The organism is Waterburya sp. (assembly GCF_058530065.1).
Genome location: NZ_JBZNBU010000040.1, coordinates 1 through 21,212, shown reverse-complemented (window position 1 = coordinate 21,212; position 21,212 = coordinate 1). Strand labels below are relative to the sequence as shown.

13 protein-coding genes are annotated in these 21,212 nt (G+C 38.5%); 10 read left to right on the top strand and 3 right to left on the bottom strand.

Features of this window, described 5'->3' with window-relative positions:
* Positions 1 to 407 precede the first annotated feature (407 nt).
* Positions 408 to 1,742 (bottom strand): NF038122 family metalloprotease, encoded by a 1,335-nt coding sequence (locus AC33VI_RS02800; protein WP_491780752.1) that lies wholly within the window; start codon positions 1,740 to 1,742, stop codon positions 408 to 410.
* Positions 1,743 to 2,221: 479 nt separating this feature from the next.
* Between AC33VI_RS02800 and AC33VI_RS02795 the strand changes: the two genes are divergently transcribed.
* The 3 genes from AC33VI_RS02795 (at position 2,222) to AC33VI_RS02785 (ending at position 6,649) form a co-directional block, all read left to right on the top strand.
* Positions 2,222 to 4,735 (top strand): CHAT domain-containing protein, encoded by a 2,514-nt coding sequence (locus AC33VI_RS02795; RefSeq protein WP_491780751.1) that lies wholly within the window; start codon positions 2,222 to 2,224, stop codon positions 4,733 to 4,735.
* Between the two features lie 116 nt (positions 4,736 to 4,851).
* Entirely contained in the window at positions 4,852 to 5,010 is a 159-nt protein-coding gene (gene pirA / locus AC33VI_RS02790; RefSeq protein WP_491780750.1) for an arginine synthesis PII-interacting regulator PirA, read from the top strand.
* A gap of 529 nt (positions 5,011 to 5,539) precedes the next feature.
* Positions 5,540 to 6,649: a glycosyltransferase family 4 protein gene (locus tag AC33VI_RS02785; protein ID WP_491780749.1), complete on the top strand. Its 1,110-nt coding sequence runs from the start codon at positions 5,540 to 5,542 to the stop codon at positions 6,647 to 6,649.
* Positions 6,650 to 6,652: 3 nt separating this feature from the next.
* On the opposite strand, the gene AC33VI_RS02780 is transcribed toward AC33VI_RS02785, so the two are convergent.
* Entirely contained in the window at positions 6,653 to 8,830 is a 2,178-nt protein-coding gene (locus AC33VI_RS02780) for a substrate-binding domain-containing protein (protein ID WP_491780748.1), read from the bottom strand.
* 76 nt (positions 8,831 to 8,906) lie between these two features.
* Positions 8,907 to 9,710 carry a sulfotransferase domain-containing protein gene (locus tag AC33VI_RS02775; protein ID WP_491780747.1) on the bottom strand — a complete coding sequence of 268 codons (804 nt, stop codon included), beginning with the start codon at positions 9,708 to 9,710 and terminating at the stop codon, positions 8,907 to 8,909.
* 496 nt (positions 9,711 to 10,206) lie between these two features.
* Between AC33VI_RS02775 and glcD the strand changes: the two genes are divergently transcribed.
* The 7 genes from glcD to AC33VI_RS02740 all read left to right on the top strand — a co-directional run.
* Entirely contained in the window at positions 10,207 to 11,688 is a 1,482-nt protein-coding gene (gene glcD / locus AC33VI_RS02770; protein WP_491780746.1) for a glycolate oxidase subunit GlcD, read from the top strand.
* 178 nt (positions 11,689 to 11,866) lie between these two features.
* Positions 11,867 to 13,627, top strand: coding sequence for a DNA repair protein RecN (gene recN, locus AC33VI_RS02765; RefSeq protein WP_491780745.1), 1,761 nt, complete (start codon positions 11,867 to 11,869; stop codon positions 13,625 to 13,627).
* A gap of 530 nt (positions 13,628 to 14,157) precedes the next feature.
* Positions 14,158 to 15,300, top strand: coding sequence for a glycosyltransferase (locus AC33VI_RS02760; RefSeq protein WP_491780744.1), 1,143 nt, complete (start codon positions 14,158 to 14,160; stop codon positions 15,298 to 15,300).
* A gap of 2 nt (positions 15,301 to 15,302) precedes the next feature.
* Positions 15,303 to 17,561 (top strand): GumC family protein, encoded by a 2,259-nt coding sequence (locus AC33VI_RS02755; protein ID WP_491780743.1) that lies wholly within the window; start codon positions 15,303 to 15,305, stop codon positions 17,559 to 17,561.
* Positions 17,562 to 17,577: 16 nt separating this feature from the next.
* Positions 17,578 to 18,510, top strand: a complete 933-nt coding sequence (hepC, locus tag AC33VI_RS02750; protein ID WP_491780742.1) for a heterocyst development glycosyltransferase HepC — start codon at positions 17,578 to 17,580, stop codon at positions 18,508 to 18,510.
* A gap of 4 nt (positions 18,511 to 18,514) precedes the next feature.
* Entirely contained in the window at positions 18,515 to 20,374 is a 1,860-nt protein-coding gene (hepA, locus tag AC33VI_RS02745) for a heterocyst formation ABC transporter subunit HepA (RefSeq protein WP_491780741.1), read from the top strand.
* A 41-nt stretch (positions 20,375 to 20,415) separates the two neighbouring features.
* Positions 20,416 to 21,212, top strand: a 797-nt coding sequence (locus AC33VI_RS02740; protein WP_491780740.1) for an exostosin domain-containing protein, incomplete at its 3' end; no start/stop codon positions are given.

The window sequence follows — 21,212 nt, the reverse complement described above, 5'->3', positions numbered from 1 at the left end:
TTAGTTCTTAGTTTTTAAAGTTTAATTATGTGGTCTACCCATGTGAAAAGCGCAGTAATATTGTTGGGATTTTGTTTCTCGCAAAGCCGTTTACCCCGAGCCAAACGGGGCAAGCCCAGCTTCGTGTTCTGGGCAGAGACGCAAAGGTACAAAAGAAGAATTTTTTATTTAGTGTATTGTTATAGAGAATTGGTATTAACCCGAACTGAGGTTAAATACAGCTACAAAAAACAGACAAATCAAACCAATAAGCTAGATATATACAAGCTTTTGTTTCAATTCGTCTGAAGAATAAATTATTTATTGTTGTTGAATAACTCGGTAATTAGAGATAACTCTATCTTTTAGTTAGATACATAGATAAAAGATTATGAATTGAGATTTATGGGAATCAGAGACAATTAGATTTAATCGTCATCATCATCATCATCGCTTGAAGAACCCTCCCACCAGTTATTACTCGAAGAACTCTCCCACCAGTTATTACTCGAAGAACTCTCCCACCAGTTATCACTCAAAGAACTTTCCCACCAGTTATCACTCGAAGAACTTTCCCACCAAGTACCCCAATTGTCTGCAATCCAACTCGTTACAACTTCTACTGCTTGCCAAAATTCCTTTACACCGCTTTCTTGGGCATAATAGCTAGTTTCTCCAGTCTCAGCATCCACAACAGTTTCAATTTGCATAAAGTAGCCTTTTAGCCACCAACCGCTAGCAGAAGAAGTACCACTAGTTCTACCCCAATTATAAGCTTCTTGGTTGAGAATAACTTCTTCAAACTCGCTTTGACGATTTTCAATAACCGCAGATTCTAGTTGGGCTTGGGCGTTGTTATAAATAGCAGCCATATCAATAGTGCCAGGGTTGACTACATCCCAACCAATGGCATCTAAAACTAACAAGTCACTACCTGTAAGAGACCAACGTTCTCCTAAACTAATATTAGGACTCATTAGAGCGCGTTCTTGCTCGCTACCAGATAATATATGAGCTACTTGGTGATCTACTCCAGTGGTTAATTCAAGAGAGCTAACTTCACCGTCGAGCGAGAAAAATGTAGCTTCGCCATAGGTCAAGTCATTTATTCCTAGTTCTGCACTTTCTGTAGAAAAACGGAATAAATCCATAGTAGTCATGTCGGTAATAGTATTACCTACAGTATCTTCTGTATGTTTTGCACCACTGATAAAACCGAGAACATGACCAATTTCGTGTTGTGCCATGCTGAGGAAGTCTAGTTTGCCTGCTTCGGGAGTGCCAAGATAATCGTAACTCCAAAGATCCCCCTCAAAATCATTGATCAGGATATAACCATCTAACTCTTGACTATCTCCTTCTTTTAATCCTAATGCTTTCAAATTGGCACTAGTTACATGAGTCTTGAAATTTTGATCGATAACTTCACCACTCACCAGTACATCAATTTTCTTTCGATCTAGCAAATTATCGGCAACAATATCATCTACTCCCGTAGTGATATCGTCTTGAATTGCATCGTAGATGTGTTCATATTTAATTCCCGTTTCAATTGCAGGAAAAGAAGCACCAACTACATCATCGGGCAAATATTCATTGGTTTTATTAACATAAATATTAATTTCTAGATTTCGACCTTCATAAGAATCGGCTAAATGCTGGGATACAATATCGCCAGCGATTTCAAATCCTAATATTTGATCGTCTGAGACTCCTGGAGCGTAACTGAAGTTAAATTCAACTCCTGTATTTATTTCACTCATTATTTTTTCTGCTATTCACTTTTTCTCAAGTATTTATTTTAAGTATTCCGTTTGTATATCTATATACTCAAAGATAAGATCTAATCAAAAGTATTAGGTGAAGAATAGATATTTTTTTTACAGTTATTAATTGCTTTTTTTATGCTTAATTTATATAAATAAAATATTTTTACTATAAAATACTTAGCTTGCTAAAAATAGATAAGTAATTTTATTATTTTTCTGGAGTAACTACTTTATCTAAACTTGATTTTTTGCAGAATATTTTAGCTGTAAAACTCCAAATAAGTGCTAATTAATAACGGTTTAAATAGATAAAAAACTATTAACTAAGACTCTGAGGCAGTAGATTTGACTTTGTTGTTGTTTCATCTAATAAACTCGGTATTTTTACAGCAAGTTTAATTTGCTTCATTGGCAGAGACAGGCTAAGAAAGGAGAGTTATTAGGTTATTAGGTTCAGCGAAAGGAAATAACTCATGGTATTTAGATCTACTTTTAGTCGATATTTATTATTTTTATGTTTATTAATTCCGATTGTCGCTGTAGATGAAGGAGTTGATTTAAAACCTGCGATCGCCCAACCAGCTAACAAGCAAACGGCGGATCGAGATTATCAAGCAGCTAGAGAAACTATTGCCCTAGGGAGTTTGTATGCAGCCATACCCAAGTTACAGAATGCGTTGCGAATCTATCAGAGTTTGAGCGATCGCCAAGGACAATATAATTGCCTGATCGAATTAGCTCGTATTGATTACAAAGAGGCAGACTACCAGCAAGCAAGGATTAAACTCCGACAGGCATTACAGGTACTTAATTTTAGTAGCCAAGACGGTAGAGGAAAGACTTTAGCAGGTTTAATCGCTTTAGAGTTGGGAGACTTTCGGGATGCTTTGGGAAACTTGAGAGTGGGGTTACATAAGTTGCAAGTATCAGGCGATCGCGATCGCCTGGGAAGGCAAGAGTTAAACGAAGCCAAAATTGCTTTGGGGGAAGTATATCTTCATCAAGGACAATATAAACAAGCAGAAGTATATTTATCCCAAACAGTTAATTCTCCCTACAGCGACAGTCATTTAAGACGGCGTACTTTTAATGCCCTTGGCTCGATTCAATTAGAGATCGGACAATATGATGCAGCCCTAGAAACCTTCGAGCGAGCTTTTTCCATACCTAATACCGTTGGCGATCGGGTGGGTAAAGCTAAGACTCTAGAGAATTTGGGCAGGGCATATCAACTTACAGGCGATCGCAATCAAGCTCTCAAGCTATATCAACAGGCGTTGGGGGAATTACGAAGTATTGGAGCGTGGAGTCGGCAGGTATATGTATTGAATAATTTGGGTTTATTGGCTACAGACTTGAGTTTGAATAATCGAGCTTTGGAATATTTTCAAGAAGCAGAAGCTACCCTGTCTAATTCTGGTGGAGTGGGGCGAGTAATTACTTTAATTAATTTGGGCTACCATTACAGCCAACGCCAGAAATATGACTTGGCAACTGATTATTTAGAGCAAGCTCTGAGTTGGGCGCAAAGCAACGGCGATCGCATTGGGGAAGCAAAAGCTCTTAGTGGTTTAGGGGCGATCGAAATGAAGCGGGAAGAATACAAACAAGCTAGCTCTACTTTAGAATCTAGCATTGAGATTTATGAATCTTTGCGCCCAGGCTTGCGAGACGAACAAAAAATTTCTCTCGCGGAAAGTCAAAAATTGACTTACGACTTATTGCAACAAGCTTATGTAGCTCAAAATAAACCCGAAACAGCTTTAATTATTGCCGAGCGTGGTAGAGCTAGAGCCTTTATTGAATTATTGGGAGAAAGAGTATCGGATCGATCGGAAACAAAAATCGATTTGACTACTCCAAGTTTGAAGGAAATTAAAGCAGTCGCTCAAAAACGTCAAGCAACTATCGTTAACTATTCCATCATTCAAGATAGTAGGGGTGAAGAATCCGAATTTTATATTTGGGTAGTTAACCCTCAAGGAAAAATAACTTTCCGCGCTTTAGATCTAACAGCTATAAAAACTAGTTTCAATACTTCGATCGCCAGTGTAGCTACAGATTCTTTAGATGCAGCATCGGGAGGCTTAGATTTAAGAAAACCAAGGCTAAAAGACTATGTAGTTTCTTATAGAAGCGAAAATCGCACTAATAACCCCACAGTACGTCGTAAGCTCAGTTTTCCTAGAGATGCCTATAAATTATTAATTGCACCGATTAAAGATCTTTTGCCCCCAAATCCTGAAGATTTAGTAGTTTTTATTCCTCAAGAAGCATTATTTCTCGTCCCTTTTCCCGCCTTACAAGACGATGCAGGAGACTTTTTAATCGAACAACATACTTTACAAATTGCTCCTTCGATTCAAACTATGGCGATCGAACTAGAGCGATCGCCTTCCGAATCAGATCGAGCCTTGATTGTGGGAAATCCTACCCCAATGCCCGAATCATTAACCGATTTACCAGGGGCAGAAACCGAAGCTAAAGCGATCGCCGATATTCTGCAAACTAATCCTTTAATTGGCAAGGCTGCTACGGAAAAAAGCGTTGTAGAGAGTATGGAGGAAGCCAGTTTGATTCACTTAGCTACTCATGGTTTATTTGACGAACATCAAGGTTTGCAAAGTTCTCTGGCATTTTCCACCAGCGATAATAGTGAAGGGTTTTTAACTGCCGAAGAAATCTTAGATCTCGATCTTAATGCCGAATTAGTCGTACTTAGTGCTTGCAATACTGGACGCGGTACGATTACTGGGGATGGAGTTGTTGGTTTATCTCGCTCGTTTCTCTTGGCAGGGGCGCAGAGTGCGATCGTCTCTCTGTGGTATGTTCCAGATCTAGCTACATCTGCCTTAATGACAGACTTCTATCGCCAACTGAATAACGATCTAGATCGTCCTCAAGCTTTGCGTCAAGCGATGTTAAATACCATGGAGGAATATCCCGCACCATATGAATGGGCTGCCTTTCTTTTGATAGGACAATAGTGACTACTTTAGTGATATTTGAAGATTTGCTACTTATATAGTCATTTTAATTTCAGAAGTGTTATCTTATATATCTCAAGTGTAATAGCATTATTCAAATAAATAAAAAGTCCATCATGAACAATAAACGCAAAGAAATCATTAGTAATGCTCGCAACAGTCACCGCGAAAGTATGCGTAAAAGCTTAAACAGCCGTCTGGAAGCAGCTAGAGCCCAAGGAAACGAGAAACTAGTAAAACAGTTGGAAGCAGAAGCGAAGTATCTGCATCTCTAATCTTAATTTTTATCTAATTTTAACTTGAATGAGGGTTTGGCAATGTCAAGCTCTTTTTTTTGGTTTAAATATAAGTCAGTATTATCTATATGTTTCCAAAATTAATAAATTTCTATCTTTACATTTCTCAATCAATCGTAATGATGCAAAAAAAGATAACGCAAATACTATGGTTCTGGGCTATAATTAATGTGGCTTTAGGGACTACAGTACCAAAAATAATTTCACCTTTCAAAACCCTTATTCTTTGGTAGCCATATTTTCTTATTGAGAATGAAAGCCTTAGATTTCTTCTAAAAATGACTTTCCTTAATAAACTGTTATATGTCTGAATGTAACGGAAATTTAATACATTTTTGACAAAGCAACGATATTAGTAATCTACTGAATTTTCCTTTAAAAGGAAATAGGGGAATTATCAAAATATAGAAAAGTTAGAACAATAAATAAATAATTATTTATCGATCGCTTTTTATTTGGCGATCGAGGTTCAATGAAATGAAATTTCTTATCTATACAGGCTTGTAAAATGAAAATTGCTCTAAGCGGGATATATGTTAGCGAACCAAAAAGCGGCTTGGGAGTAGTTACTAGTAATTTAATTGAAGGTATAGTTGAAAGGGATTGCGCTTTCAATTTTCAGCTTTATACTCACAATAATGATTGGCAAGATAAATATTCAGATTTAGTCGTTCCCGTATCCAGTAGTTTAGCTCCCGATCGGGGTATTCAAGGACATCTCAAACGCTTATCTTGGTATCAAACTAGTTTAAATTGGCAGCTAAAACAAAACCAACTGGATTTATTTTATTCTCCCGTTCATGAAGGAGTGGTTTTTCCAACCGTTCCGCAAATAGTTACAGTTCACGATTTAATTCCCTTAGAATATCCCGAAGTCAATCCTAAGTGGCGTTATTATTATCTTTATATTTTGCCTTTAATTCTGAAAAATTCTGTCAGAGTTATTAGTATTTCCGAACATACTAAAAAAGATTTGGTCAGATATTTTGCTCTAGATCCAGATAAAATTAAAGTTATTTATAATGGACTAGATCGAAACCTATTTTCTCCTCGGCAAAACTCCGAACTACTCAAAAAATATAATTTAGATAAATATCTTCTTTATGTAGGAGATATGCGATTTTATAAAAATCTCGACCGCTGTTTACAAGCTTTCGATCGCTTGCCTAATTCCGAGCTTAAGTTTGTTATCACTGGTAAAAAAGACGATTTCTTTTACCCTCGACTAAAGCAAAAAGTAGATTTACTCTCTGCTAAAGATAGAATTATTTTTTTAAACTACGTACCTACTGAAGATTTACCCAGTTTGTATTCTATGGCTCAATGCTTGGTATTTGCTTCTCTTTATGAAGGTTTTGGACTACCAGTATTAGAAGCAATGGCTTGTGGATGTCCCGTAATTGCCTCTAATTTCACTTCTATTCCCGAAGTAGGGGGAGATAGTGTTTTGTATGTGGATGCTACTAATATCGAAGACATTGCCAAAGGAATATCTGAAATTTTAAATAATCCAAATTTACGCCAAAATTTAATCAACAAAGGATTACTAAGAGCTAAACAATTTAGCTGGGATAAGACAGTAAGTAAATTACTAGATTTGTTTTCTGATGTTTGTTAGTTATTAAAAATAGCGAATGGGAATAAAACCGCTTTTAGCTATTATTTCTTGTCCTGGTTTAGATAGTAAATAATTTTTATAAGCTTCTCCTACTTCTTCATCAATCGGACTATTAATTTCAATAATCACAAATAAGCGACGGACTAAAGGATATTCTCCAGTTTGTAATACTTTAAGATTCAATCTTTTTTCTTGACGATCGCATCTAGCTTGAGATGTTGCTAAACTTAAAAACCCACTACCAGAACGACGGGCGAGCGGCAATATTTTTAGATTGCAATTATTAATTACTTCTGATGCCGAGACAAAATAAATTCCTCCTAAATTATTGGAATCCGTTACTTTTTGAATTGCATAATTAGAATCTTCAATAAAAACAACATTTCTGCCATAAGTACGATCTTTTAAAATGTTGTTGCGGAAGAATTCTGTAGTGCCACTTTGTAAGGGACGAGCGTAGGGAATTATCGGTAAATCTTGCCCGCCAAGTTCCGCCCAATTGGTAATTTTTCCGCGATAGATAGCTTCTAGTTGTTTGACAGTCAAACCATCGATATTTAGCTGAGAATTAACTACAATAGCAACTCCATCGATCGCAACGGGAACTTGTTTGAGAATTTTACCGCGAAGAATAGCAGAATCGTATTCATCATCTTCTACTGGACGAGAAGAAAGAGCAAAAGAAATCTGTCCGTCTAATAACATTTTTATCCCCGTACCCGAACCATTAGGCAATCTAGGATGATAGGTATAAATTAATTTGAAATTGGGATATTTTACTTGTAATCGATCGGCAATCGCGGAACAGATTGGTTGCCAAGTAGTACTACCGCTATATTGCCAAGTTCCTAGAGGAAAATTGAATTGGGATTCGCGATCGATATAGCGATTGGCTATATTTTCTATAGGTTGAGTAATAAAATCAGTATCTAGTTGGGGAAAAATTAAATTAGAACTAACTCCAATAATAAAAGCGATCAAACAAATAGTTATAACTAAAAAAAATTGCAGAATTCTATCGATCGGACTAGTTTTCTTTACTTCTGACTGATTTTCTTGAAAAAAGACATTAGGTTGTTCGATCGCTTGCCAATTAAAATAACTACTAGCAGGTTTTAAACATAAAGTAGGCAACCAAATTGCCCCAGGATAGCGACTATTAAAATGCTCCAATTTCTTACGAGCTTTATGTACCGAATAAAATAAAGAATTATAGTTAATTAGTTCTTGAAAAAAATGAGATAAAAACTCGATCGCAATTTCATCGGGAACTGGTTCGCTCATCACAATAATTTGCGCTAAATTCAACTCACTCAAACGATCGGCTAAACCCAGACCATCGCAAGAATTAAAAATAGCCAATTGTAAACCGCGATCGATAGCTTGCTTGAAAGATTCTTTGAATTCTTCAATAGTCAAACGTTCGGTATTATTAACCTCAATCCAACCAATAGTTCCATCTTCATTACTACCACTATGTCCCGTAAAAATAAAAATATCGTAACCAAGTTCGCACCATAAAGCAGTCCCTAACTCCTTAAGAGTTGGTTGTAATAAACAGATGATTTCTGCTTTCTTACCCAATAAATCTCGAACTAATTTTAAATCTGATTCCGTATTAATGCCTTCACTTTTACCGACTACCAAAAGAATTCTCGCTTTTTTCTTAGTAATAGTATCTAGAGAATTAACAATAGCTAAATCTTTGGCAGTTGGAGTACTAATCGCTACTTCTGTTTGAGGATAATATTGTCTTAATAAATCCCATTCTTGCCAAGGAAGACGACAAAGATCGATATTTTGAGTATTAATAATAATTTGAACTTCTTCTTCCTTGAGTTGATTGGCAAAAGAGATCAAACCATCACGAATTGTTTGCCATTCACGATGGGTACTATTTAACCAAAGATTGAGATTGGTTTTAACTGCATCGATCGCTTTTGTAGAAGAAGAAACTCGTACCGATTTCGGAATTACTCGAAAATTCCCTCTTATATTAAGATGAGAACGTATCCCATCTAAAGTGCGATAATTACTTTGCCATTCTTGTAAGGCAGTTTTTAATGCAATTGGCATCAAACCTAAATAGCCCTCTACTTCCCAAGGCTGATTGTTACAACTGAGGGTAACCAAAAAACCTCGTTCTGGTACTTGCCTAAATTTAAGTTTGATAATCTGCATTCAATTTTTTGACTCAATCGATCGCACGTTTCAATTCTAACTTATTACTTATTACCTATTACTTATTACTTATTACCTACCAATCATTACTAGTTTCATAGCCCAAATCAATTAAAACATCGCCAAACAGTTCTTTAAATCTTTGTTTGTGATGGGGTTTAAATAATTCTTTCCATTGTTCGGCACGACCAGAACGGAGATGAGACTTTTGCTTAATAACTCCTTTTTTACGTTTGGTTCGATTTCTAAAACTAAATTTATCGGCAATTCTCAAACAATTATCTATCGCTTCGGGAGTAAACTGATAATGTTGAAAAATCTTCGAGAAAATAGCCTTTTCATCTTGAATAATCTCTTCATATTTGAATTCAAAGAAATTAGGATTATCATAATTCCATTGAGACATTTCATCGATTACTTCCTTGGAAGTACCTTCCATTTCTGCTAGCAAACCCGCATCGCGATCGAGAGAATTCAAATATTCTTGATAAGTAAGATTATTTAAACTGTGTCTGGGAATATGCGCCCACTCCTCTTTAGTCCAAAGATGATAAAAATAACCAGAAACAATAATATCTCTAGGATCTCGGATCATATGAGAACCAACATATTGGGGTAACTTAGTGTCATCAACGCGACTCATATATTCCATAAAAATATTTGTATTTCGACGGAGTTCGCTTTGAATGCAACATTGAAACTTTAGTCCATAGGAGCGAGAAATAGCTCTGAGAACTCTAATAAACCATGCCGTACCTACTTTATGATAACAACAATGAACTATTAGTTTTTGCTGTTGAATGTTGGTGAAAGGACTTCTTAGTTTTGGGTTGATTAAAGATTCTAAAGAAGCCAAAGAAGAAGAAATTAAATGTGTCATGAAATTATTTTTTGAATAAATACAATAAATAGCGATTGTAATATCTTGAAGATTATCAAACAAAAAGAAAATCGTAGGATTTTGTATGTTTTTAACCGTTATACAATTTTCCAACAATGATTTTTAGCTTATTTATCTGATTTTATAAATAGGTAAAAATGTTGGCATCTATAATTAGACATAGCTTAAAACGCTATTTAGATAAACTTTTAATACCGCATTATTTTTCGTTTTGATTCTAATTAAGCTGAGGAAAAACATATCCAATATGTAACTTGATAACAACACTATCTCAAACAAACTAACAAGGTATGAAAATATACCTTATTTACTTATTAAATAAACCTTGTGGGCATACATAATATTTGTACGCTGTTTCCTAGCAGTTAATACTAGCGGTCAATAGTAAATCAAAAGTTAAGAAAATTAAGTTAAAATTACTCCAGCCCAGTCTACTTGCCAACTTAAACTCAATTACCACCATTCACGATAATCAATGATTTTAAATAAATTTTTCTCTAGCACTAAAAATAAATGGCACCCGATTATCAAACAACTAGAATCTATAGTTGGCAAAGATGGGATAGTGCGTCGCAAAGAAGAATTGCTAACTTATGAATGCGATGGTTTGGCTAGCTATCGTCAACGTCCTGCTTTAGTTGTCTTACCTCGCACCACAGAAGAGGTAGCTGCTACAGTCAAAGTCTGTCACGATAACGACATTCCTTGGATAGCTAGAGGTGCGGGTACTGGTTTATCTGGAGGAGCATTACCCAGAGAAGATAGCGTTTTGATTGTCACCGCCCGCATGAATCGTATTTTAGAGCAAGATCTCGATAATCATTGCATTACCGTACAGCCAGGAGTAATTAACAATTGGGTGACTCAAGCAGTGAGTGGTGCGGGTTTTTATTATGCCCCCGATCCTTCCAGTCAGATTATATGTTCCATTGGCGGTAATGTAGCCGAAAACTCTGGAGGAGTCCATTGCTTGAAATATGGAGTGACTACCAATCACGTCTTAGGGTTAAAAATTGTCACGACCGACGGCTCAATAGTTGATGTGGGAGGAATTGTACCAGAAATGCCTGGTTACGATTTGACGGGTTTATTTGTGGGTTCTGAAGGTACATTAGGTATTGCCACCGAAGTTACCTTACGCATTCTCAAACGTCCCGAATCAGTATTTGTAGTGTTAGCTAATTTCCCTACCGTAGAGGATTCTGGTGCTGCGGTAGCTGACATTATTAGTTCGGGGATTATTCCTGCGGGCATGGAAATTATGGATAACTTGAGTATTAATGCCGTCGAAGATATTGTTGCCACTGGCTGTTATGCCAGAGATGCTGAAGCAGTATTATTAATCGAGCTAGACGGCTTACAAGTAGAAGTAGAAGCTTACCGCACTAAAGTAGAAGCCATATGTCGGCAAAATAACGCCACTAGCATTACTACCGCCGATGACATCGATACTAGAGCCAAGCTTTGGAAAGGAAGAAAGGCAGCTTTTGCAGCAGCAGGACATATAAGTCCTGACTATTTCGTACAAGATGGAGTTATTCCTCGAACCAAATTAGCCCAAGTTCTCCAAGAAATTAATGCTTTAAGCGATCGCTATGGTTATAAAATTGCTAATGTCTTTCATGCTGGCGATGGCAACCTCCACCCTCTGATTCTTTATGATAATTCCGTGCCTGGAGCATTTGAAATCGTAGAAGAAATTGGCGGAGAAATACTCAAACTTTGTGTGGATGCGGGGGGTAGTCTTTCAGGAGAACATGGTATTGGTGCGGATAAAAACTGCTATATGCCCTATATGTTTAATGAAACGGATTTAGAAACCATGCAATATATCCGCACGGCATTAAATAAAAAAGGATTGGCTAACCCCGACAAGGTTTTTCCTACCCCCCGTAGTTGTGGGGAAGCTGCCAACGCCCAAAAAATGCAGCAATTCAAAAACGCCGAATTATATTAACCCTGTAGGGACTGTTCGCCCTAAAGGATTAGCTTCGCGTCCGAACAGCCCCTACCAGCGAACAGCCCCTACCGAACAATCCAAATAACTTAATAAAAAAATACCGATCTTCTGCTTTTTCTTCCGCTAAACTGCTGGTAGTGATTATTAAAAATATTATTCTCGATTCATTTTATAGATGCTCGTTAATCTAAAAATCAATAATTTTGCCTTAGTAGATTCTCTGGAACTAAATTTAGATAGTGGTTTGAGCGTTCTGACTGGAGAAACAGGGGCGGGGAAATCTATTATTCTCGATGCCATTGATATTGTATTGGGAGGCAAGCCCAATCTAAGAATGATTCGTAGTGGTAGCGATCGCACTATTATCGAAGCTACTTTTCAAATTGGCAAGAAATTAACTAATTGGTTGCTCGAACAAGAAATCGATCCTTTTGAAGAAAATACTCTAATTTGCAGTCGAGAAATAGTTATCGGTAAAACCAGTCTTCGTTCTCGCAGTCGGGTAAATGGGGTGGTAGTCAATCGTCAATTGATGAATGACTTGCGATCGCATTTAGTAGAAATTACCGCCCAAGGACAAACAGTAAATTTGCTCGTTGCCGACAAGCAAAGAAGTCTGTTAGATGCTTACGGTGGAAAAGCGATCGCCAAACAACTAATTAAAGTCGCAGACTTCCACGCTACCAGCCAAGTAGCCAAGCAAGAACTAGAAACCCGCATCAAAACCGAACAAGAACTACTACAACGGCAAGATATTCTCGAACATCAGCTAAAAGACTTAACCGAAGCCGAACTAACTAACCCCAACGAACTAGAAGAACTAGAACAAGAGCGCGATCGCTTGGCTCATGTAGTCGATTTGCAACAACTAGGACACCAAGCCTATCAAATGCTTTACGAAGGCTATGACGACCAACCCGCAGCAGCAGATCTGATCGGTAAAGCCGAATCTTGCCTGATGGAAATGGTGGAATACGATACGGAATTAGACCCCATCCTCGAAATGATTCAATCTGGTTTGGCGCAAATAGTCGAAGCTGGACAGCAAATCAGCAGTTATAACGATGGCTTAGAAGCAGATCCAGAACGGTTGCGGGATATAGAAACCCGAATCAGACAACTTAAAGAAGTATGTCGTCGATATGGCCCCGATTTAGCAGATGCGATCGCCCTGTACGAAAAATTAGAAGCAGAATTCAAACAAATTACGGGAGAAGGACAATCTCTCGCCACCCTACAAGAAGCATACGACCTAGCAGTAGCTAATTTAACCCAAGAATGCGCCAAACTGACTAAACTACGCCAAAAAGCAGCTACCAAACTAGAAAAACAACTAGTCAAAGAATTGAAACCCCTAGCGATGGATAAAGTGATATTTGAATGTCGCCTCGAACCATCTACCCCCAATGCAACGGGCGCAGACAAAGTAGTATTTTACTTTAGTCCCAATGCAGGGGAAACCACACAACCCCTATCCATCATCGCTTCGGGTGGTGAAATGAGCCGTTTCTTACTAGCATTAAAAGCCTGTTTTAGCGGGAGTGGGGAAAGTTCTGGTACTTTAATCTTCGATGAAATCGATGCGGGAGTATCGGGAAAAGTAGCTCAAGCGATCGCCGAAAAACTCCATCAACTAGGCAAACAACACCAAGTATTATGCGTCACCCACCAACCTCTAATCGCAGCAATGGCAAACGGACATTTTAAAGTAGAAAAAACCATCGTCGAAGAAAAGTCTACCGCCAAACAGCAAAACGGCAGTTCGACTATCCCCGATATTCGTACCGTAGTCAGAGTTAAATCCCTCAACCAACACAACATCAGAGTCAAAGAATTAGCCCAAATTACAGGGGGACATTCCGCCGATGATGCGATCGCCTTTGCCGAGTCTTTGTTAGCTAAAGCAGCTAAATATCGAGCTTCGGAATCTAAGTAATATTAGTGAGTCTAAATTTTTGATTTTTAAAAAAGACAAGATCTTGTTGCCATTTGATATAGCTTTACAACAGATATCCTCTCAAATCTTAGTTTTTCAGCAAGCCCTAATTAGCTTGATATTAGCCCAAATGCTTGTTGTGTAATAATTATAGGCTAGTAATGTTATGTTGGCGATCGCCTTAATGAACTAAACATTATTTCGATTAGCGATAGTTATCTCAGGCTTAGAATTCAGTAAATTCGTTTAATTAATTTTTTGAATGATTCAACTGCGGAATGTCAGTTGACCTATTTTTATCGTCTAATTTTTTCGCTTGCAAATACTGTTGTAACACAACTTCGAGCGTACCTTTATATTACTTTTTACTCACTAGATCGGGATTTATTTGAATTGATATTGTGGACTATAGTTATTCAAACATAGCCACAAGCAATTTTAAAAAAATGCTCAATTAAAAGCTTTTAACAATTAATAAAATTGTACAAATTATAAGCTCCTTATTAGACAGGTATTATAAAAATATAGTAATGAAAATAGCTTTAGTACATGATTATTTAACACAATTGGGTGGGGCAGAAAGAGTTTTTGAATTACTATGCCAATTTTTCAATCGAGCTGATGTTTACTCATCCATATATGACTTGGAAAACACTATAGATCTTTCACAACGCTCCGTTCAAACAACTTTTTTACAGAAGATACCTGGGAGTAAAAAAAGCTTTCGTCTTTTTGCCCCCTTATATTATTCAGCTTTTCGTCAGCTCGATCTGCAAGACTATGACCTCATTATTAGTAGTACTTCTAGCTTTGCTAAAGGAGTGATAAAAAGACCAGGAGCAATACATATCTGTTTTTGTCATAATGTGACTCGTTTTCTTTGGGACACTCAAACATATCTAGAAGAATACAGCAGTTATAAAAAGTTTTCTTTTCTAATTAAGCCTATCATCCAATCTTTACGAGAACAGGATTTAAAATATGCTCAAGAACCAGATGTGTATATAGCAAACTCTACTACTGTAGCGCAGAGAATTAAGCAAGTATATAAGAAAAAGGCTTTAGTAATTAATTATCCTATTAACACAAATAAGTTTGTTTTTTCTCCTGATAAAGAGGACTATTATTTAATTTCCTCACGCATGATTAGTTATAAAAGATTAGATATTGCGATCGAGACATTCAACTGGCTAGGATTACCTTTAATTATCATCGGTGATGGTCCAGAACGCAGGCGTTTGGAACAAAGTGCTTTAGACAATATCAAATTTTTAGGATTTGTAGACGATCGCTGGCGTACCCATTTGATGGCAAAAGCGAAAGCTGTGGTAGTTACTGCCTTAGAAGATTATGGTTTAGTGCCGATTGAAGCTAACGCTAGCGGTACGCCTGTCATTGCTTATGGTGCGGGAGGGGTTTTGGATACCCAAATTGACCGCGAAACTGGCATTTTATTTAATCCTCAATCTCCCGATGCCTTGCAATTGGCAATTAAACAACTAGAAGCCCAAAAGTGGGATTATGCCAAAATTCGCGAACACGCAAATAATAATTTTTCTCAGGCTGTATTTTTTCAACAAGTAATAAAAGTTCTTGAAAAGTATTGCGATCGCTCGACGATCCAAAACTTGAAACTAAATTCTAAGTGGTTAGCTAGTGAGGTTGCAGTATAAACATGGATACGACTCAGAATTACCAGGAGTGGGAAACACAAAATGACTTAGGTTACGGACAGTTATTGAACACTTTCGTGCGTCGCCGTTTTTGGTTTGCGGGAGTTTTCGTCGGTGTCTTAGCTGTTTGTCTGCCTTTATCTCTAATGAAGAAGCCTGTTTACGAAAGTTATATGCAGGTGCTTCTAGAGTCTAACTATAAAGCCAAAGAGGTACAAAATAATTTTGGCAACAATAAATACTTAGAACGGCAATTTGCCGACGCGACTGTTGAGATTGACTATGCCACTCAATTAAAAGTACTGACAAGTTCGGAAATATTGAGCAAGGTGATTGACAAGCTGGGGTGGTCGGATTCCGAGCGCAGCAAAACCGAAATTGTCGAACAACTGAGAGAATCGCTGGTCGTATCGCAAATCATTAACGAACAAAAAGCATCAAACGCTAAAGAAGACGCGGAAACTAAAATAATCGAGACAATTTATACGGCTAACAGCCCCACAGAAACCAAAAGAGTTTTAGAAGCAATTAGAGAAGTTTATTTGGAGTATAATCTCGAACAGCAAGAAAAGCGTCTGAAAAATGGATTAGAGTTCATTAATAATCAAATTCCCAAAGCGCGGAACGATTTAATTCAAGCCGAAGCTGCTTTGACTGCGTTGAGCAAGGAACATAATCTAATTTCTCCCGAACAAGAAGCGATCGCTCTTAAAGTAAATATTCGACAAATTGCCCAAGAAAGAGAAATCCTCAAAGCTCAGCAAGGGCAAACCACGGGAAATTACACCAGCCTACAAGAGCAATTGGGATTATCTAGAGAAAATGCCATAGCATTGTCTCGTTTGAGTCAATCTCCTCGCTATCAAAATTTACTCAACAGATTGCAGGCGATCGAAATAGATTTGGCGACCCAGCGCAAAAAATTCACGGAGAACAACCCCGTAATTCAAGAGCTGATCGAAAGAAGAGATAGTCAGAAGAGCTTGTTGATTCAAGAAACAGAAAGAGTTTTGGGCGAAGTACCAGCTAATTTTGCTACAGAACTAGAATCTTTGCAAAAACAAGGACAATTTGTTGGTAGCGATACTAAATTTTTGGATGTGATTACCGAATCTCAAGCCCAATTGAAGGGAATGAGAGCGCGAGATTCTAACCTAGCCGAGACTGAAGTCAAACTCAATCAGAAATTAGTCCAGTTTCCTGAATTGATCGCCCAATACAGAAATTTGGCTCAAGAAGCCCAAATTAAAAGAGAGGCGTTACAAAAACTATTAGAAGCCAAGCAAGAGCTAGAAATAGAATTAAATCGCGGTGGATTTGATTGGCAAGTTATCGAACCGCCTCAATTAGGAGAGCAAGTAGCCCCTAGTATGCTCAAATACTGGTCGTTGAGTGTCGTCATAGCTCTCTTCCTCGGAGGAGGAGCAGCTTTGATCAAAGAAGCCAGTGATGAACGAATAATTGATTCTGATGCAATTAAGCGAGAAACTACTTTACCTCTTTTGGGAACTACCCCCAGTTTCTCTTTATCTGCTGCCGAGCGTTTTTTGACTCGACTTCCCTTTTTATCCAGTTCTTCTACTAATCCTGCTGTGGCGATAGCCGAGGTGATTCAGTGGCAGCCATTTCGCGAAGCTCTAGACCTAATCTATGAAAACTTTAAGCTATATCCTGGCAATTCACCCCTACAATCTTTGGCGGTAACAAGCGTACTTGCAGGAGAAGGTAAATCTACTTTTATTTTAGGCTTGGCTTTGAGCGTAGTCCGCCATCAACAAAAAGTTCTCGTTATTGATGCGGATCTGCGCAGCCCTAGTCTGCATAAGTTTTTTGACCTCGATAATCAATTTGGTTTGGCTAATTTTTTAGCAGGAGAAATTGATATTCCCATGATTCGGCAAGTTTCCTTGCTGGGAGAGAATATCGACCTGATTACCTCTGGTTTTAGACCGTCAGATCCAGTTAAATTGCTCAACTCTTCTCGGCTACAAGATTTGATCGAACGAGAAAAACAAAACTACGATCTGATTTTAGTCGATACCTCTCCGACGAAAGGAATGGTAGATGCGGTTAAAGTCGCTTCTTGCTGCGACACCTCGGTGCTAATGATTCGTTTGAATAAGATTAAGACTTCCGAACTGCATCAAGCTAACGCTTTATTGAATAAGTTAAATATTTTGGGCATCGTGGCAAATGATTGTCCTGAAACTACTCAAAAATACGGCGTTCCAACTGAATATTTATTACCCCAGCAAAACTAATATTTCCCACAAGAATATGACAGCCAATATCATACTTCAAACCTGCAAAGTTCTGACTCTAGATTTAGATTTGCCTCAAGTCCAAAGTTATTTACCCCTTTGCGATCTTAAATGGCGACAGAAAAATCTTTGGGTCAAAAGTATTCCTCATGATGCTAAATATAGTTTTCCTGCTTTGACTAGGAAAAAGTGGTTGAAAAATTGTTTGCGTAATTCTTTGGTCAAGAGGGTCTGTGTAGATCGCGCTTTGGGCGAAAGAGGAATTAAACTTTGGGCTGATACTTGCCATCAAGCTAATAAGCCAATTTTTCTGCGCGTCCTCTCTAATAGTGACCTGCCTAATTGTCGTCAGACTCTTTATTGGCGATTTAAAAGAATCTGCGATTGGTTAGCTGCTTTGGTTTTACTCGTCTTGCTCAGTCCTCTAATGTTGTTGACTGCTTTACTAATTAAAATTTTTGCTCCAGGCCCCATTTTCTTTTGTCAGTGGCGGGTAGGAGAAAGGGGTAAACTGTTTCGCATCTATAAGTTTCGCACCATGATTGCCGATGCCGAAGCTCGACACCATCAGGTGATGGGCGAACAAAAAGGTTTACACAAATTAGCTGGCGATCCGCGCATCACGTCGGTGGGTAGATTGCTGCGGAGATATAGTATTGATGAACTGCCCCAATTGGTCAATGTGCTGCGAGGAGAATTGAGTCTGGTCGGCCCTCGCCCTTGGGCTTTGTATGATGCTTTGCGTCTGGCTAAAACAGACCAAAAAAGATTGACCGTCTTGCCTGGAATAACTGGGGCTTGGCAAGTAAAAGCCCGTTCTCAATTGTTAGATCTTAAGGTCGTGACTAAATACGATCTTGAGTATTTACATCAGTGGTCTCTAGTTCGGGATTTTAAAATTCTGTTGCTAACCGTGCCTAAAGTTTTGTCTGGTTTTGGTGCTTATTAAAATAATGCTAATTCGTTTTAAACTACCGCAGCCGATTCGTAAATTAATTAAAGCCACAAGATTATGGCAAGATAATTTTATTATCCTTAGAGAATTTAAACACTTTCGCTCGATCGTGACCCTCGCCATTGCTTGTACCTTGCTGGCTGCGATGTTAGAGGGTACTACTATCGGCTTTATTGCTTCTTTTTTACAGGTATTAACTACGCCTGAAAAACCGCCTATCGAAGTAGGCATTGAGTGGTTAGATCTGCATCTCTTGGCAACTCAAGCCTCTCCCTCAGCCAGGATCTACCGCCTTTCAGCCTTAATTTTGGTGGCAATTTGGCTGCGATCGCTTTTAAATTATTTAGGGATTTATTATTCGCGATTAGCTCAATCTAATTTGTGCGATCGCCTGCGCCAAAGATTATTCGAGCAACTTCAGAGTTTGAGCCTGAGTTACTATACCACCAGTCGTTCTGGGGATTTGATTAATAGTCTGACTACGGAAATTAATCAGATCAAACAGGCTTTTCAGGTCTTTTCCAACCTGATTACCAGAGGGGCGACTATGCTTGCCTATGTAGTTTCGATGTTTTGGCTTTCTTGGCAATTATCCTTAACAGCAATTTTGCTCTATGCTTTGCTTTCAGTCGGGCTATCATCATTGATTCGTCGAGTACGCGAAGCTAGTTTTGCCGTACCCATAGTCAACGGACAGGTTGCTTCTATGGCAATTCAATTTATTAACGGTATTCGCACCGTCAAGGGTTCGGCAGCCGAAGATTTTGAGCGTCGGCGATTTTATCGAGCCAGTAATGATGTCCTGCAAGCCGAAGATCGCGTTGCGGCTATCTCTGCGTCGGTCTATCCTCTGGCTGATGCGGTGGCTAGCACTATTTTGATTGTAATGGTGGTGATTGCCTTTAATCTTTTTATCTTAAACGGAGGTTTGCATACATCATCCTTGCTAACTTTTATGTTTGTCTTATTTCGGATGATGCCTTTAGTCTCCCAGGTAAATTCAGCTAGAGAAAATCTCAGCCGTTTTCAGGGTTCGATCGACAACCTCAAAAAGCTGTTGACCAGCGATGATAAACCTTACCTAGACAACGGCAGTCGCGAATTTACAGGACTCCAACAGGGAATTAATTTTTTGTCAGTCGATTTTGGCTACGATTCCCATAGTCCGATCTTACAAAATCTCAATCTAGAGATTGCTAAGGGCAAAGTTACCGCCCTTGTCGGTGCATCGGGAGCGGGAAAAAGCACTTTAGCCGATCTCATTCCTCGCTTTTATGACCCGACGGTAGGTTCGATTCTTTTGGACGGAGAAAATCTCAAACACTTTGAGATTGGATCGGTGCGTCGCCAGATGGCAATTGTCAGCCAAGATACCTTTATTTTTAATACTTCAGTTCGAGACAATATTGCTTATGGTTTGACACAAATCAAGGAAAAAGACATTTGGCAAGTAGCCCAACTCGCTCATGCTGCAGAGTTTATCCAAGAACTACCAGAGGGGTTAGATACCGTGTTGGGCGATCGCGGAGTTCGGCTATCGGGGGGTCAAAGACAGCGTATTGCCATCGCCCGCGCTTTACTGCGTAATCCCGATATTTTAATTTTAGATGAGGCTACCAGTGCTTTAGATTCTGTCACCGAACAGTTAATTCAAGAATCTTTAGACCAACTAGTACGGGGTCGTACCGTAATTGCGATCGCCCATCGCTTATCTACCATTGCTAAGGCGGATAAAGTAGTCGTCTTGGAAAGAGGCAGGATAGTCGAACAGGGTGCTTACTCCGAGTTATTGCTCAGAAAAGGCGAACTTTGGAAATATCATCAAACGCAACACGAATTTGGCTATGCCAACACCTAAATTTAGCTATATAACTAGGCATTATTTAAGGCGATCGATCGATGAAAATTTACATAGCAAACAATCTTGAAAAACCAAAACGAAAAATATATCTGCAAGAATTAGCTGCAATCGCTCAACCTCAAATACATAGTCTGGTGGAAAATCCCGCAGCAGCGGACGCCATTATCATTACTCAGGAAGATTTGAGCGAACCTTGTGTGAGTAGCTTGTTAGATAAGTATTTAAACAAATGCTATGCGATTAATATGGCAGATAGTCCCTTGTTTGGGCTGGCGGGTTTATATGCTAGTGGCAATAAATCTTGCTGGTTATTTCGCAAACATTTGATTCGCGGATGTTCCTATATATATGCTCTCTACCAAGAAAATCATAGTCGCAATCAATTTGTCGATTTTTCTCAAGCTAAGAATACAGAAAAAAAATACTTACTTTCTTTTGTTGGTGCTGGAAACTGTTGGCTGCGAAAACGTTTATTCAAATTAAAATTCCAGCGCAGCGATATTCTCATACGTTGCACAAATGACTACAATCACTGGATAGCTCATCAGCCTAATCGCGAAGCGAAGCAAAAGCATTACGTTGACACGATCCAAAATTCCCAGTTTGTTCTCTGTCCGCGAGGTGCTGGTTGGGGTAGTATTCGCTTGTTTGAAGTAATGAAACTCGGAGTAGCACCTGTAATTATTTCCGATAAATGGCTGCCTCCAGCAGGACCTGATTGGCATAGTTTTGCTTTATTTATCAAGCAGTCCGAGCTAAAAAATTTAGAAAAAATCGTCGAAAGTCATGCTGCCGAATACGAATCAAGAGGTCGTTTGGCTAGAGAAGCTTGGTC